A 14,676-nucleotide genomic window follows, 5' to 3' on the forward strand; every position below is an offset into this window, starting at 1 on the left:
CAAGCGGATCTTCGCCGGGGCCGCTGGGAGGGTGAGCGATGGCTGACGTGGTCGACGTGTGGATGCAGCAGCCGAACCAGCGCTTCATGGACCAGCCGTGGCTGGAGACGCTGGTGCGGTGGACGAACATGTCCCGCAGGGCGCCCCAGCTGAGGGCGACGCTCGACGCGATGGACGAGGCCGGGGTGCGGGTCGGCTTGCTGTCGGCCTGGCACGGGCCGGGTGGTGCCCTGATCACGAACGACGAGGTGGCGGAGCTGGTGGCGGCGCACCCGGACCGGTTCGCGGGGGTCGCGACCGTGGACCTGACGGACCCGGTGCGGGCGGTGCGGGAGATCAGGAGGTGCGTGCGGAACGGTTTCGTCGGGGTGCGGGTGGTGCCGTGGCTGTGGAACCTGCCGCCGAACGACCGCCGCTACTACCCGGTCTACGTGGCCTGTGTGGAGGAGGACGTGCCCTTCTGCACGCAGATCGGCCACACCGGCCCGCGGTGCCCGTCGGAGCCCGGGCGGCCGATCCCGTACCTCGACGAGGTGCTGCTGGACTTCCCGGAGCTGGTCGTGGTGGGCGGCCACGTGGGCTACCCGTGGATGGCGGAGGTCCTGTCCCTGGCGGCGAAGTACCCGAACTTCTACGTGGACACGTCGGCCTACGCGGTGCACCGGCTGCCCGCCGAGCTGGTCGAGTACATGCGCGACCGCGGCCGGACGCGCGTCATGTTCGGCAGCAACTACCCGATGCTCACCCCGGCCCAGGCCCTGAAGCAGCTGCCGGCGCTGGAGCTGGGGGTTTCCGCGCGGGAGGCTTTTCTGGGTGGGAACGCGCGGAGGGTGTTCGCGCTGCCGAATTGACGGTCCCAATCCCCCAGTTCGCGCTGCCGAACTGACGGTCTCAATCCCCCCAGTCTGTGCAGGCACGCTCGTCGGTACCCGCTCCGAACCAGCCGCATCGCGGCCACCTCCGGCACGCCCGCGCTGTCCCCTGCGGGCGCACCCCGCACCGCCGCGGCTATCTGGCAGCTACTCCAGCCGGCCGCACCGCCGCCCCCCGGCGCGTCCACTCCATCTCGTGCAACCCCCGTCACCCACACGGAACCACCGCAACACGGCCACCCCCGGCGCACCCGCGTCGTCCCTGCGGGCCCATCCCGCACCGCCGCGGCCACCCGGCAGCCACTCCAGCCAGCCGCAACGCGGCCACCCCCGGTAAAGCGGCCACCCCCCGGTAAACCCGCGCCGTCCCCTGCGGACCCACCCCGCGCCACCGCAGCTACCCAGCAGCCACTCCAGCCACCCACACCGCCGCCCCCGGCGCGTCCAACCACCCCATCCCGCGCAACCCCCGGCACCCACACGGAACCACCGCAACGCGGCCACCCCGGTAAACCCCCGCCGTCCCCTGCGGACCCACCCCGCACCGCCGCGGCTACCCAGCAGCCACTCCAGCCAGCCGCACCGCCGCCCCATCCCGCGCAATCCCCCGGTACCCAGGCGCATCGCAACCACCCCCGGTGCGCTCGGGCCGGTCTCGCCCCCGGGCAGCCGCGCAGGCGAGCCGCTCAGCTCGCCGCGGCCACCTTGGGGGTCGCGAGCAGCTGCCGGATCTCGCGGACTGCTGCGCGGCCCGCTCGGTTCGCGCCGATCGTGCTCGCTGATGGGCCGTAGCCGACCAGGTGCAGGCGGGGTTCGGCGGCTGCGCGGGTGCCGTCCATCCGGATGCCGCCGCCGGGTTCGCGCAGGTGCAGTGGCGCGAGGTGGTCCAGCGCGGCGCGGAAACCGGTCGCCCAGAGGATCGCGTCGACTCGCTGCTCGGTCCCGTCCGGCCACACCACGCCCGTCGGGGTCAGGTGGTCGAACATCGGCTTCCGGTCGAGGATCCCGCGGGCCTCGGCGTCGCGAACCTGGGGCGTGCGCATCAGGCCGGTCACGCTCACCACGCTCCCCGGCGGCAGCCCGGCCCGCACGCGGCGCTCGACCTGCGCCACGGCTTCGCGGCCCAGCTCGGGGCTGAACTCGACGTCCTTGAAAACCGGCGGGCGGCGGGTCACCCAGGTGGTGCCGCTCGCGAACTCGGCGATCTCGATGAGCAACTGCACGGCCGACGTCCCGCCTCCGACGACCAGCACGTGCTGCCCGCGGAACTCCTCCGCGCTGCGGTAGTCGGCGGTGTGCAACTGGCGACCGGTGAAGGTCTCCTGGCCAGGGTAGTGCGGCCAGAACGGGCGGGTCCAGGTGCCGGTCGCGTTGATCACGGCGCGGGCGGCCCAGCTGTCGCCGCCGGCGCTCTCGACGAGGAGCCGCTCACCGGCGTCCCGGACGGCGACCACCTCGACCGGGCGCCGCACCGGCAGCTCGAAGGCACGCTCGTAGCGCGCGAAGTACTCCGCGACGACCTCCGACGCCATCCGGTGCTCGTCCTGCTCGTCGAAGGCCATGCCGGGCAGGTCGTGGAACTTGTGGACCTTGTCCAGCCGCAGGGAGGGCCACCGATGCTGCCACGCGCCGCCCGGCGAGGAGTCCCGATCGAGGACGACGAACTCCAGGCCGGACCGCCGGAGGAAGTAGGCGGCCGACAGGCCGGCCTGCCCCGCCCCGATCACCACGACGTCGGTTTCGGTACGCACAACAAGTACAACATCGCCCGCGACGGCGCACTTCCCCAGCGTGGCGCGCAGCACGCCGCGGCGGGACCGGCACGCGTGGTGTGCAGTGGACCTGGCGCGGGCTGCGCCGAGTGGATGCCAGGGGCGCGATGCGGGCTTGCGCCGGGGGTAGGGCGCGACGCCGGGGCCGGGCTGTCGGAGCGCGGGTGCGGTGTCGGAGCGCGGGTGCAATGTCGCAGCGCGGCCGCCATGTCGCAGCGCGGGTGTGGTGTCGCAGCGCAGGCGTGGTGTCACAGTCCGGGCGCGGTGTTGCGGCCCGGGCGCAGTGTCGCAACACGGGCGCGCCAGCGCGCGGGGGTGCCCGGTCGGAGGGGCTGGCGCGAGGGCGTGATGTCGCAGCCCGGCCGCGGTGTCGCAAGGCCGGCGCGCCAGCGCGCGGAGGTGCCCGGTCGGAGGGGCTGGCGCGAGGGCGTGATGTCGCAGCCCGGCCGCGGTGTCGCAACGCCGGCGCGCCAGCGCGCGGAGGTGCCCAGTCGGAGGGGCTGCGGCGCGCGAGGGCGTGATGGCGCAACGCGGGCGCGCGCGGGGGCCCGGTCGGAGGGGCTGGCACGAGGGCGCGTGGCAACCAGCCGGGCGGGGCGGCGGGATCTGCGCAAGGCGTGGGCAGTCGCCAGCCGGGCGGCTGGATCTGGGGGCCCGACAGGGCGCGGCGCGTGGCGGGCAGTGCGTGCGCGGCGAACCCAGGTGGGCGGCTGGCGTGCCCGGGTGTCGTGGGGAGGTGCGCCGAGCAGGTGGGGCCGCCCGCTCGGCGCTGGGCCTCAGCGGCGGCGGATCAGGCGCACGATCGCCACGATGCCGAGTACCGCGGCGACTCCGGCGAGTACCGGGGCCAGGCGCTTGCCGATGGAGCTGCCCGCGTACTCGAAGAGGTCGATCGCCTCGGCTTCCTGCGGCTGGGGCTTCACCGTCTCCAGCTTGGGCTTCTCCGGGGCCGGTTCGGTGGTCACCCCGGACTCGGCCGGCTTCTCCTCGGCCGGGGCGGCGGGGGGCTCCGCCGAGCCTAGGCGGTCGGCCAGGTTCGTCGCGAACTGGTCCAGGATCTTGCCGCCGACCTCGGAGATCATGCCGCGGCCGAACTGCGCCGGGCGGCCGGTCACGTTCAGGTCCGTCGCCACGGAACCCTTCGTCCCGCCGTTCTCCTCGGACAGCGTCACCGTGACGGTCGCCGCCGCGGTGCCTGCTCCTCGCGAGTCCTTGCCGGAGGCCTTGATCACGATCCTGCGGGCCTGCTCGTCGGTCTCCAGGAACTCGCCGGAGCCCTTGTACAGCAGGGAGATCGGCCCCAGCTTCACCTTGACCGTGCCGGTGAACGTCTCGCCCTCGACCTTCGTCAGGGTCGCACCCGGCATGCAGGGGGCAACGCGTTCCGGGTCGGTGACCGCCTTCCACACCTCGGCGGGCGGGGCCGGAACGGTGAATTCATGGTCGAGCCGCACGGGCCGACCTCCCTTCTCCAGAAAGCTTCAAGTCCCTCGCAGCCACCTTAGTGCCGGAACCGGCGTGTGCGTGACTTCGAGGGACCCGGATCGGCGCTCCCCGCGTGGGGGAACGGCGGTCGGATGATCACATTGGTGCGTTCGGGGCCTGGCGCCGGACGAGGTTGGGAGCCGGGTGGAATGGGGGTCTCCAGATGTGAGGGGTCGGCGTGGCGGCCAGGCACGCGCGGTGGGAGTGGGGAGGCCCGCGCGGCCGGGGGCCCGGCCGGGGGCACGAGACTCGCACGGCCAGCGCCCGCCGACGGGAGCTCCACGCGCGCGCCGCCGGTGGCTGACGGGGGCACGACCTCCCCGCGGCCGCCTCGCAGGTGGTGGCCTGCGCCCGCGGCCGCCCCGGGCGGGGGCGGCCGCGGGGGCTGGGCCTACACGGCGGCCAGCGCTGCCGAGACCGCGCGGCCCGTCAGCACCTTGGCCAGCTCCTGCCGGTACTCCACGTCCGCGTTGCCGTCCGCCGTGGGGCTGGTGCCTTCGGCGGCGTGGGCGGCCGCGGCGCGGATCGTGTCGTCGGACGCCGACTGGCCCACCAGGGCCTGCTCGACCGCGGTGGCGCGCACCGGCACCGACGCCATGTTCGTCAGCGCGACCCGGGCCTCGGCGATCGTGTCGCCGTCCGTGCGGACCGTGGCCGCCACCGCGACCATCGACCACGCCTGGGCGACCCGGTTGAACTTCTCGTAGTGCGCCTTCCACCCGGTGTGCTTCGGCACGCGGATCTCGACCAGGATCTCGCCCGGCTCCAGCGCCGTCGTGAAGAAGTCCTGGAAGAACTCCGCCGCCGACACGGTCCGCCTGCCGCTGCTGCTCGCGATCACCATCTCGGCGTCCATCGCCAGCGCGGGGGCCAGCAGGTCGCCTGCCGGGTCCGCGTGCGCGATCGAACCGCCGAACGTGCCGCGGTGCCGCACCTGCGGGTCGGCCACCGTGTCGGTCGCCCTGGCCAGCAGCGCGGCGTGCTCGGCGACCAGCTGGTCGCGCTGCACGTCGTAGTGCGTGGTCATGGCGCCGATGACGATCGCGTCGCCGTCGTCGCGGACGCCCCGCAGCTCGGTGATCCTGCCGAGGTCGATGAGCGTCGTCGGCGCGGCCAGCCGCATCCGCAGCACCGGCAGCAGGCTCTGCCCACCGGCCAGCACCTTGGCGTCCTCACCGGCCGCGGCCAGTGCCTGCACCGCCTCGTCCACAGTGGACGGCGCGACGTAGTCGAAGGCAGCGGGGATCACTGCGCACCTCCCGAAGCGTCGATGGAACCCAGTCCGCCGCCGGCCTCCGCACCGACACCGCCGGCATCGGTGCGACCGCGGTGGATCGCCGACCACACCCGCATGGGCGAGCACGGCATCTCGATGTCGTTGACCCCGAACTGCCGCACGGCGTCCACGACCGCGTTGACCACCGCGGGGGTGGAGGCGATCGTGCCAGCCTCGCCGACGCCCTTGACGCCGAGCGGGTTCGACGTCGCCGCCGTCTCGGTGCGGTCGGTGACGAACGACGGCAGGTCGGCCGCCGAGGGCAGCAGGTAGTCGGCGAACGTGCCGGTGGTCAGCGTGCCGCTCTCGTCGAACACCGCCTCCTCGTAGAGGGCCTGCGCGATGCCCTGGGCGAGACCGCCGTGCACCTGCCCCTCCACGATCAGCGGGTTGACCACCTTGCCCACGTCGTCCACGCACACGTACGAGCGCAGCCGCACCCGCCCGGTCTCGGTGTCCACCTCGGCGGCGCACAGGTGCGTGCCGTGCGGGAACGAGAAGTTCTCCGGGTCGAACACGGCCTCGGAATCCAGCGTGGGCTCCATGCCCTCGGGCAGGTTGTGCGCGGCGAACGTCGCGAACGCGACGTCCTGGATCGTCGTCGACGTGTCCGTGCCGCGGACGGTGAACTTGCCGCCCTCGAACTCCAGGTCGTCCGGCGAGCACTCCAGCAGGTGCGCGGCGATCGTGCGGGCCTTGTCGACGACCTTCTCGGCGGCCTTGACCACCGCGATGCCGCCGACGGCCAGCGACCGCGACCCGTAGGTGTCCATGCCCTTGTGCGAGGACTGCGTGTCGCCGTGGATGACCTCGATGTCCTCGAAGGCGACGCCGAGCCGGTCGGCCACGATCTGGCTCCACGCCGTCTCGTGCCCCTGCCCGTGGGCGGAGGCGCCGGTGACGACCTCGACCTTGCCGGTCGGCAGCACGCGGATCGCCGCGTGCTCCCAGCCGCCTGCGCCGTAGTCCAGCGACCCGAGCACCCGCGACGGCGCCAGCCCGCACATCTCGGTGAACGTCGAGATGCCGATGCCCAGCTGCACCGGATCCTTGCGCTCACGGCGTTCCTGCTGCTCCCGGCGCAGGCCCTCGTAGTCGAACAGCTCCTTGGCGCGCTCGGTGGCGGCCTCGTAGTTGCCCGAGTCGTAGGTCAGCCCGCAGACCGTGGTGAACGGGAACTCCTCGTGCTTGATCCAGTTCTTCTCGCGCAGCTCCAGCGGGTCCATGCCCAGCTCGGCGGCCAGCTCGTCCATCATCCGCTCGATCGCGAACGTGGCCTCCGGCCGCCCGGCGCCGCGGTAGGCGTCGGTGAGCGTGGTGTTGGTGAACACGTTCGTGCAGGCGAAGTGGTAGGCCGGGATCTTGTAGATCGCGTTGAACATGAACGCGCCCAGGATCGGCACGCCCGGCCCGACGAGCCCGTTGTAGGCGCCCATGTCGGCCAGCAGCTCGACCTTGAGGCCGGTGATCGTGCCGTCGCGGTTCGCGCTGATCGAGATGTCCTGGATCTGGTCGCGGCCGTGGTGCGCGGTCTGCATGCACTCCGAGCGGGTCTCGGTCCACTTGACCGGCTTGCCGAGCTTCTGCGCGATGAGGACCGCCATGGTCTCCTCGGGCAGGACGGCGATCTTGCCGCCGAACCCGCCGCCGACGTCCGGCGCGATGACACGCAGCTTGTGCTCGGGGATGCCGAGCGTCAGCGCCGTCATCGTCTTGAGGATGTGCGGCACCTGGGTGGCCGACCACATGGTGATCTGGGTGCCGGTCGGGTCGACCACGACCGAGCGCGGCTCCATGAACGCGGGCACCAGGCGCTGCTGGCGGAACCGCCGCTTGAGCACGACCTCGCCGCCGGACAGCGCTTCCTCGACGTTGCCGCCCGTGCCGGCCTCGGCCGAGTCGAAGACCCACGTCGCCTGCTTGTTGGTGCCCAGCTCCTCGTGCACCAGCGGCGCGTCGTCGGCGATCGCGTTCTCCAGGCCGAGGACCACGGGCAGTTCCTCGTAGTCCACGTCGATGGCCTCGAGCGCGTCGGCGGCCTCGGCCTTGCTGCGGGCCACGACCACCGCGACGCCCTCGCCGGCGAAGTTGACCCGGTCGGCGGCCAGCACGGGCCGCCGCGGCTGCTTCATGTCCGGCGTGATCGGCCAGGCGCACGGCATGCCGATCGCGCTGTCCGGGTCGAGGTCGCGGGCGGTGTAGACGGCGACGACGCCCGGCATGTCCCGCGCCGCGGCCGTGTCGATGGAACTGATCCGGGCGTGGGCGAACGGGCTGCGCAGGATCGCCACGTGCAGCATCCCGGGCAGCGTGATGTTGTCGGTCCAGCGGGTGCGGCCGGTGATGAGCCGCGCGTCCTCCTTGCGGGTGCGCGCCTTGCCGACCTCGGGTTCGATCGTCGACGTCATGTCACTCGCCCCCGCCCGCGAACGCGCTGGGCGCGCGGGTGACGTCGTCACCGGACACGCGCTCGGCCTCCGGCCCCGCGCCCGGGCTCATCCGCTGCGCCGCGTCCCGCACGGCGCGAACGATGTTCTGGTAACCGGTGCAGCGGCACAGGTTGCCCTCGAGCCCCTCGCGCACGGCGTGCTCGTCCGGGTTCGGGTTGTCGGCGAGCAGGTCGATCGACTGCATGATCATGCCCGGCGTGCAGAACCCGCACTGCAGGGCGTGGTTGTCGTGGAACGCTTCCTGGACCGGGTGGAGCTTGCCGTCGCGGGCCAGGCCCTCGATGGTCGTCACCTCGGCACCGTCGGCCTGCACGGCGAGAACCGAGCAGGACTTCACGCTCTGGCCGTTGAGGTGCACGGTGCAGGCACCGCAGTTGCTGGTGTCGCACCCGATGACGGTGCCGACTTTCCCGAGCGTCTCCCTCAGGTAGTGAACGAGCAACGTGCGGGGTTCGACCTCGTCGGTGTAACTGGTTCCGTCCACGTTGACGGTGATGCGCATGAGGCCTCCAGTGGTGGGAGCTGGGTGATCGGCTTCACAAGCGAGCGTGCTACTTCCGTGCCGTTCGGACAAGTCCTGGTTGGGTGACACTTCACCCCGACTCCCGCACCTGCACGGAAAAACCCAGCTCCACCACCGCAACCGCGGAAACGGCTCGTACGAATTGACCAGTCGCAGGCCTGCGAAAGGGCCAGTCGTGGCCGCACGACGGGGTCAGCCGTGGATCCGCCCGGACAACTCCGTGAGCCGCTTCCCGCCGCCGCCCCACCGCAACGCGATGATCTCCGCGGCGATCGACACCGCGGTCTCCTCCGGTGTGCGGGCGCCGAGGTCGAGTCCGATCGGCGAGGCCAATCGCGACAGTTCCGCCTCTGTCAATCCCGCCTCCCGCAAGCGGGTGAGGCGGTCGTCGTGCGTGCGCCGCGACCCCATCGCCCCGATGTAGCCGACGTCCAGCCGCAACGCGACCTCCAGCAGCGGTACGTCGAACTTCGGGTCGTGGGTGAGCACCGCGATCACGGTCCGCCGGTCGATGCGGCCCGCCTCCGCCTCCGCCTTGAGGTAGCGGTGCGGCCAGTCCACCACGACGTCGTCGGCGTCCGGGAACCGCGACGCGGTGGCGAACACCGGACGCGCGTCGCACACCGTGACCTGGTAACCGAGGTAGGCGCCCATGCGAGCCATCGCGGCCGCGAAGTCGATCGCGCCGAACACCAGCATCCGCGGCTGCGGTTCGAAGGAGTTGACGAACACCGCCATGCCCTCGCCGCGCCGCTCGCCCTCGAGCCCGTAGTGCAGCGTTCCGGTGCGCCCGTTGGCGAGCAGGCCGCGCGCGTCGTCGGCGACCGCGTCGTCGATCCGATCGGTGCCGAGCGTCCCCGCGGTCCGGTCCGGCCACACGATCATGTGCCGCCCGCGCCGCTCCGGGTCCTCGTGCTCGATCACGGTGACCACCGCGACCGGCTCCCCGCGGTGCACCGAGTCGACGACGTCGCCCAGCTCGGGCAGTGTCTCCCTGTCGATCCGCTCGACGTAGATGTCGATGATCCCGCCGCAGGTCAGGCCCACCGCGAACGCGTCGTCGTCGCTGACGCCGTAGCGCTGCAGCACCGGCTCACGGTCGGCGACGACCTGTTGCGCCAGCTCGTACACCGCGCCCTCGACGCAGCCGCCGGACACGCTGCCGACCGCCGTGCCGTCCTCGGTGACCAGCATCGCGGCACCCGGCGCGCGGGGCGCCGAGGAGAAGGTCGCCACGACCGTGCCGACGCCGACGGCTTCGCCCTCGCGCCAGCGCTTGTACAACTCGTCGAGCACATCATGCATCGCGGATCTCCAGCAGCAGTCGTTCCAGGGTGGCCAGGCTGTGGCCGGCCAGCAAGCGGTCGACGTGCGGGAGCGCGGCCGCGATGCCGGACTGCACCGGAGCGTAGCCTTCGCGTCCCGCGTGCGGGTTCACCCAGAACACCGCGTGCGCCAGGCGGCGCATCCGGGCCATCTGCTCGCCGAGGAGGCTGGGGTCGCCGCGCTCCCAGCCGTCGGAGAACACCGTGACGACGGCGCGGCGCGCGAGCCCGCGCTGCCCCCACCGGTCCAGGAAGATCCGCAGCGTCTCGCCGAGCCGGGTGCCGCCGGCGAAGTCGGGCACCGCGGTGCCCGCGGCGAGCATCGCGCGTTCCGGATCGCGCTGCCGCAGCTGCCGGGACACCCTGGTCAGCCGGGTGCCGAGGGTGAACACCTCGACGGCGGCCGGCGCGCGGCGCACGACCACGTGCGCGAACCGCAGCAGCGAGTCGGCGTACGGGCTCATCGACCCGGACACGTCGAGCAGCAGCACCACCCGTCGCGGGCGGGTGGACCGGTTCCGGTGCGCGAGCCGGACCGGTTCGCCACCGCCCGCCAGCATCGCGCGCAACGTCCGGCCGGGGTCGAGCGCGCCGCGGCGCGCGGGCCTGCTGCGCAGGGACTTCCGCATCGGCGGTTGCGGCCGCAGCACCGCCATCAGCTCCCGCAGGTGCTCGCGTTCGGCCTTGCTCAGCTCCGCGAGATCGCGTTCCCGCAGCACTTCCGCGTCCGTGGCGGCGACGCGCAGCTGCTCGTCGTCCGACTCGGCCTCGCCCTGGCCCGCGGACTGCGACACCAGTGCGGCCATGCGGGACCGCTGCTCGCGGCGGACGGTGGCCGGCCGCGGTTCCGGTGGCGCGGCGGCGAACCACTGCGCGAACGCGTCGTCGTAGCGGATCAGGTCGTCCGGGTCCGAGCACAGCGTCAGCCTGCCCGCCCAGTACAGCTGGTCCGCCTCCCCGACGTCCAGCCGCTCGACCGCGTCGAGGTAGGCCTGCACCCGCTGCGGCCCGCAGGCGACGCCGGCTTCGCGCAGCGCGGTGGCGAAGCCGACGAATCCGGCCAGCGGGTCCTGGGTGCTCACGTGTTCATTGTTACGCGAAAATCCGATGTGAGGGGTTCCGCGTGCCGAACCAGGTCGCGAACGCCTCCTCCAGACCGGCCGTGCCGCCGTCCTCTGCTGCCCACGCGACGTGCCCGTCTGGCCTGATCAGGGCCTTGAGATCGGGCCGCCCGACGACTTCCCCCGGCGCCGGGCGGACCCGCTCGTCGTCGATCCGCGCGCCGATCAGGACGGCCCGGCCGTCGCGGCAGTGGTCGGCGAGACGGCTGCCGTCGGTGAACTCGAAGTCCGGCGCGCTCTTGCCGGCCAGGTCGTGGTCGCTGCCGACCGGGTAGCGGTGCAGCACGCCGGACAGCTTCTTCGCCAGGTACGTCGCCCCGTCGCCGGTGGCGAGCAGGTCGGTGAGCACCGAGCGCAGGGCCTTGGCGTGCGGATCGGGCCGCATCGCCGCGATCTGCGCGCGGGTCCACTCCAGCACCCACTCGCCGATCGGGTGCCGTTCGACCGGGTAGGTGTCGAGCAGCCCGTCCGGCGCGTCGCCGCGCACCGTCGCGGCGAGTTTCCAGCCGAGGTTGACCGCGTCGCCGATGCCGAGGTTGAGCCCCTGCCCGCCGAACGGCGAGTGGACGTGCGCCGCGTCGCCGGCGAGCAGCACCCGGCCCCGGCGGTAGGTGGTGGCCTGGCGGGCGTTGTCGGTGAACCGCGTGGCGCTGCGGATCGACCTGACCGTGACGTCCACTCCGGACACCCGGCGGATGCTGTCCTGCAGCTCGGCGACCGTGACCGGCGACGTGCGGTCCGCTGGCGGGCCGTCGAACTCGACGGTCAGGATCCGTCCCGGCAGCGGGCCGTGCACGTAGACGCCGGTGCTCGTGCGGTGCCAGCCCAGCCCGAGCGCGTCCGCGCCGTCCAGGTCGGCCAGCGCCTGGCGCCCGGTGATCTCCGGATCGGTGCCGGGGAAGTCGAACCCGGCCAGCTTGCGCACGAGGCTGCGGCCACCGTCGCAGCCGACGAGCCAGCCCGCGCGGACCCGGTCGCCCCCGACGAAGACCGTCACGCCGTCGTCGTCCGCCTCGAACCCGGTGACCTCGGCGCCCCGGCGCACGACCGCCCCCAGGCCGGTCGCGTGCTCCGCCAGCACCTTCTCCACGGTCTGCTGGCCCACCAGCTGCAGGTTGGCGGCCGGACCCGCGTCCCGGAACGCGGGGTCGGCGAAGTCGACCAGGTCGAGGCCGACCATGATCCCGCCGAAGTGCCCGGCGATCGGCGGCGGCGCCGATTTCGCCCGCGACAGCATCGCTTTCACCTGCGCCATGCCCTGCCGCGTCTCGTGTTCGAGCCGCTCCAGCAGGCCGCGCCGGTAGAGCGCCTCACCCGTCGCGAGGTTGATCGAGCCCGCCTTGAGGGTCGGATCGATCTCGGTCCGCCGCTCCACGACCAGCACGTCCACCCCGCCGAGCCGCAACTCGCCCGCCAGCATCAGGCCGACCGGCCCGCCCCCGGAGATCACCACGTCGAAGTCCATGGCCCCATCGTGCCACAAACTTTTACTCGGTCAAAATTTTGGTTCGGTATAGGATTCTGCTGTGGGACTGCGCGAAGAAAAGAAGCGGGCCACGCGACGGCACATCTCCGACGTCGCGACCGGCCTGTTCGCCGTCAAGGGCTTCGACAATGTGACCGTCGCCGAGGTCGCGGAGGCCGCGGGCGTCTCGAAGATGACCGTGTTCAACTACTTCCCGCGCAAGGAGGACCTCTTCCTCGACCGGCACGACGACCGGCTCCGCGAACTGGAGCGGGTCGTCCGGGAGCGGCCCGCCGGACAGGACGTGGTGACCGCGCTGCGGCGGTACCACCACGAACTGGTGCGGCAACGCCATCCGCTGTCCGGGACGCGGCCGGGGACGGTGGGGTTCCTGTCGATCCTGCGCGCCAGCCCGGCGCTCGTCACGCGCACCTACGAGCAGTCCCGCGAGATCGCCGCGATGCTGGCGGACGTGCTGACCGAGGAGACCGGCGACCCGGTGGAAGCGCGACTGACGGCGAACCTGCTGACCGCCGCGATCGACTCGATCTACGAGCGGGCGACCAGCCGCATGCTGGACGGCGACGATCCCGACGACGTGCACCGCGACCAGCCCGCGGTGATCGACCGGGCCTTCGACCTGCTGCAGCACGGCCTCGGTGGGGTGAAGCCGCGATCGCCTCGCGCGAGCGCGGCGGATCGCCGGCCAACCGGTTGATCCGCCCGCGCTCGCCGCGCGGATCGGCGACCGGCTTCTCGGAGTACCGCGGGGAACGTTCGCTCACGCCGGCGCCGCGCCGATCACCATGTTCACGCGCGACGGCCACCAGCCCACTCTCGCGAATTTCGCGGCCACCGCGCGCAACGCGATCGACGCGGGCTTCACCGGTGTCGAGGTGCACGCGGCGGGCGCAGACCTCGTCTCCCTCGGCCGCACGTTCCTCGCCGACCCGGACCTGGTGACCCGCCTGCGCCTCGGCGCATTGCTGAAACCGTTGCGGGACAAAGATTTCTCTGACACCGGCGGCGAGTCGGGCCACCCCGGCCGCCCGCCGTCGATACGGTCGCCGGGTGACCCATCTCGACATGACCCGCGCCGCCTACGACACCGTGGCGGTCGACTACGCGAAACTCCTCGAAGGCCTCCTGGAGCAGACTCCGGAGGACCTGGCGATGTTGCGGCTCTTCGCCGACTACGTGCGCCGCGACGGCGGGCAGGTGGCGGACATCGGCTGCGGCACCGGGCGGGTGACGACGTACCTGGACTCGCTGGGGGTTCCGGTCTTCGGCATCGACCTGTCGCCCGGCATGCTGGCGGAGGCGCGGCGGCGCTACCCGCACCTGCGGTTCGAGGTCGGCTCCATGTCCGACCTGGCGCTGGAGGACGCCAGCCTGGGCGGGATCCTCGCGTTCTACTCGATCATCCACACGCCGCCGGAGCTGCTGCCGGAGGTGTTCGCGGAGTTCGCGCGGGTCCTCGCGCCGGGCGGGCACCTGATGGTGGCGTTCCAGGTCGGCGACGAGCGCAAGCGGCTCGAACAGGCTTACGGGCACACGGTTTCCTACGACGCCTACCGCCTGCCGCCGGACCGCATCACGGAACTGCTGGCGGACGCCGGGCTCCCGGTGACCGCGCGGCTGATCCGCGAGCCCGCGTTCGAGTACGAGACGACTCCGCAGGCGTACCTGCTCGCGCACCGCCCGCGCTGAGGGCCTCGTTCATCGACACCAGGTGAGCCCGGCTCACCACGGCAGCCCTGGCCGCGTCCCCGGCCGCGATGGCGTCCACCAGTCCGGCGTGCGCCTCGTGGTCGGGGCCGCCGGGGCGCAGCCGCAGCATGTCGACCATCGCCTGGCGGACGCGGGGCGCGACGGTGTCGAACAGTTCCACCAGGATCTCGTTGTGCGCGGCCACGACGACGGCGCGGTGGAAGGCCGTGTCCGCGTCGACGAGTTCCTCGATCCCGAACCCCGGATCCAGGCGGCCGGCCAGCGCGCGCCTGATCCGGCGCAGGTCCGCGGGCGTGCGGCGCGCGGCCGCCAGCGCAGCCGCTTCGGACTCGATCGCGATGCGGGTTTCCACCACCGCGACGATCCCGGCGCGCCGCAGGACCGCGTCCCAGTCCTCCCGCACGTCGTGGGCGAGGACGAACACGCCCGCGCCCTGACGCGTCTCCAGCACACCCTTCGCCGCCAGCTCGCGGATCGCCTCCCGGACCGTCGACCGGCCCACGCCGAGCTGCGGCGCGAGCGTCGTCTCGCCGGGCAGCTTCGCGCCCAGTGGCCACTCGCCCGACCGGATCCGCGCCAGCAGCAGATCCGCGGCCTGCTCGGCCAGCCGGTGCCGCCGCACCTGTTCCACTGACAGCTCCTCTACTTGTCTGCGG

General features: G+C 72.8%; 12 protein-coding genes. 3 read left to right on the forward strand and 9 right to left on the reverse strand.

Features of this window, described 5'->3' with window-relative positions:
* Positions 1-38 precede the first annotated feature (38 nt).
* Positions 39-851 (forward strand): amidohydrolase family protein, encoded by an 813-nt coding sequence (locus tag L2C96_RS10160; protein ID WP_237335967.1) that lies wholly within the window; start codon positions 39-41, stop codon positions 849-851.
* Positions 852-1,558: 707 nt separating this feature from the next.
* Here L2C96_RS10160 and L2C96_RS10165 read toward each other — a convergent pair.
* From L2C96_RS10165 to L2C96_RS10200, 8 genes are all read right to left on the reverse strand, one after another.
* Positions 1,559-2,623 (reverse strand): FAD-dependent oxidoreductase, encoded by a 1,065-nt coding sequence (locus L2C96_RS10165; RefSeq protein WP_237335968.1) that lies wholly within the window; start codon positions 2,621-2,623, stop codon positions 1,559-1,561.
* 797 nt (positions 2,624-3,420) lie between these two features.
* Entirely contained in the window at positions 3,421-4,098 is a 678-nt protein-coding gene (locus L2C96_RS10170) for an SRPBCC family protein (protein WP_237335969.1), read from the reverse strand.
* A 422-nt stretch (positions 4,099-4,520) separates the two neighbouring features.
* A complete protein-coding gene (locus L2C96_RS10175; RefSeq protein WP_237335970.1) occupies positions 4,521-5,378 on the reverse strand; it encodes an FAD binding domain-containing protein in 858 nt (285 codons plus the stop codon).
* Positions 5,375-7,813 carry a xanthine dehydrogenase family protein molybdopterin-binding subunit gene (locus L2C96_RS10180; protein WP_020422543.1) on the reverse strand — a complete coding sequence of 813 codons (2,439 nt, stop codon included), beginning with the start codon at positions 7,811-7,813 and terminating at the stop codon, positions 5,375-5,377. The genes L2C96_RS10175 and L2C96_RS10180 overlap by 4 nt, the downstream gene beginning before the upstream one ends.
* A gap of 1 nt (position 7,814) precedes the next feature.
* Positions 7,815-8,357, reverse strand: coding sequence for a (2Fe-2S)-binding protein (locus L2C96_RS10185; RefSeq protein WP_020422544.1), 543 nt, complete (start codon positions 8,355-8,357; stop codon positions 7,815-7,817).
* A 213-nt stretch (positions 8,358-8,570) separates the two neighbouring features.
* Entirely contained in the window at positions 8,571-9,683 is a 1,113-nt protein-coding gene (locus tag L2C96_RS10190; protein WP_027936543.1) for an XdhC family protein, read from the reverse strand.
* Entirely contained in the window at positions 9,676-10,785 is a 1,110-nt protein-coding gene (locus tag L2C96_RS10195; protein ID WP_237335971.1) for a vWA domain-containing protein, read from the reverse strand. The genes L2C96_RS10190 and L2C96_RS10195 overlap by 8 nt, the downstream gene beginning before the upstream one ends.
* Positions 10,786-10,795: 10 nt before the next feature.
* A complete protein-coding gene (locus L2C96_RS10200; protein WP_237335972.1) occupies positions 10,796-12,289 on the reverse strand; it encodes an FAD-dependent monooxygenase in 1,494 nt (497 codons plus the stop codon).
* Between the two features lie 61 nt (positions 12,290-12,350).
* Between L2C96_RS10200 and L2C96_RS10205 the strand changes: the two genes are divergently transcribed.
* Together L2C96_RS10205 and L2C96_RS10210 are read left to right on the forward strand one after the other, a co-directional pair.
* Positions 12,351-13,007 (forward strand): TetR/AcrR family transcriptional regulator, encoded by a 657-nt coding sequence (locus tag L2C96_RS10205; RefSeq protein ID WP_237335973.1) that lies wholly within the window; start codon positions 12,351-12,353, stop codon positions 13,005-13,007.
* A 368-nt stretch (positions 13,008-13,375) separates the two neighbouring features.
* Positions 13,376-13,999, forward strand: coding sequence for a class I SAM-dependent DNA methyltransferase (locus tag L2C96_RS10210; protein WP_027934495.1), 624 nt, complete (start codon positions 13,376-13,378; stop codon positions 13,997-13,999).
* Here L2C96_RS10210 and L2C96_RS10215 read toward each other — a convergent pair.
* The gene (locus L2C96_RS10215; protein ID WP_237335974.1) at positions 13,884-14,651 is read right to left on the reverse strand and encodes a FadR/GntR family transcriptional regulator; all 768 of its coding nucleotides are present in this window, start codon (positions 14,649-14,651) and stop codon (positions 13,884-13,886) included. The genes L2C96_RS10210 and L2C96_RS10215 overlap by 116 nt on opposite strands.
* Between the last annotated feature and the right edge of the window lie 25 nt (positions 14,652-14,676).

Origin of the sequence: Amycolatopsis tucumanensis (assembly GCF_021654135.1) — a bacterium.
In the GTDB taxonomy this organism is placed as follows: Bacteria; Actinomycetota; Actinomycetes; order Mycobacteriales; family Pseudonocardiaceae; genus Amycolatopsis_E; species Amycolatopsis_E tucumanensis.

Bases quoted from the DNA above. Each gene is read 5' to 3' on its own strand.
- L2C96_RS10210 (WP_027934495.1), top strand. From the start codon at position 13,376: ATGACCCGCGCCGCCTACGACACCGTGGCGGTCGACTACGCGAAACTC.
- L2C96_RS10200 (WP_237335972.1), bottom strand. From the start codon at position 12,289: ATGGACTTCGACGTGGTGATCTCCGGGGGCGGGCCGGTCGGCCTGATG.
- L2C96_RS10190 (WP_027936543.1), bottom strand. From the start codon at position 9,683: ATGCATGATGTGCTCGACGAGTTGTACAAGCGCTGGCGCGAGGGCGAA.
- L2C96_RS10185 (WP_020422544.1), bottom strand. From the start codon at position 8,357: ATGCGCATCACCGTCAACGTGGACGGAACCAGTTACACCGACGAGGTC.
- L2C96_RS10160 (WP_237335967.1), top strand. From the start codon at position 39: ATGGCTGACGTGGTCGACGTGTGGATGCAGCAGCCGAACCAGCGCTTC.
- L2C96_RS10180 (WP_020422543.1), bottom strand. From the start codon at position 7,813: ATGACGTCGACGATCGAACCCGAGGTCGGCAAGGCGCGCACCCGCAAG.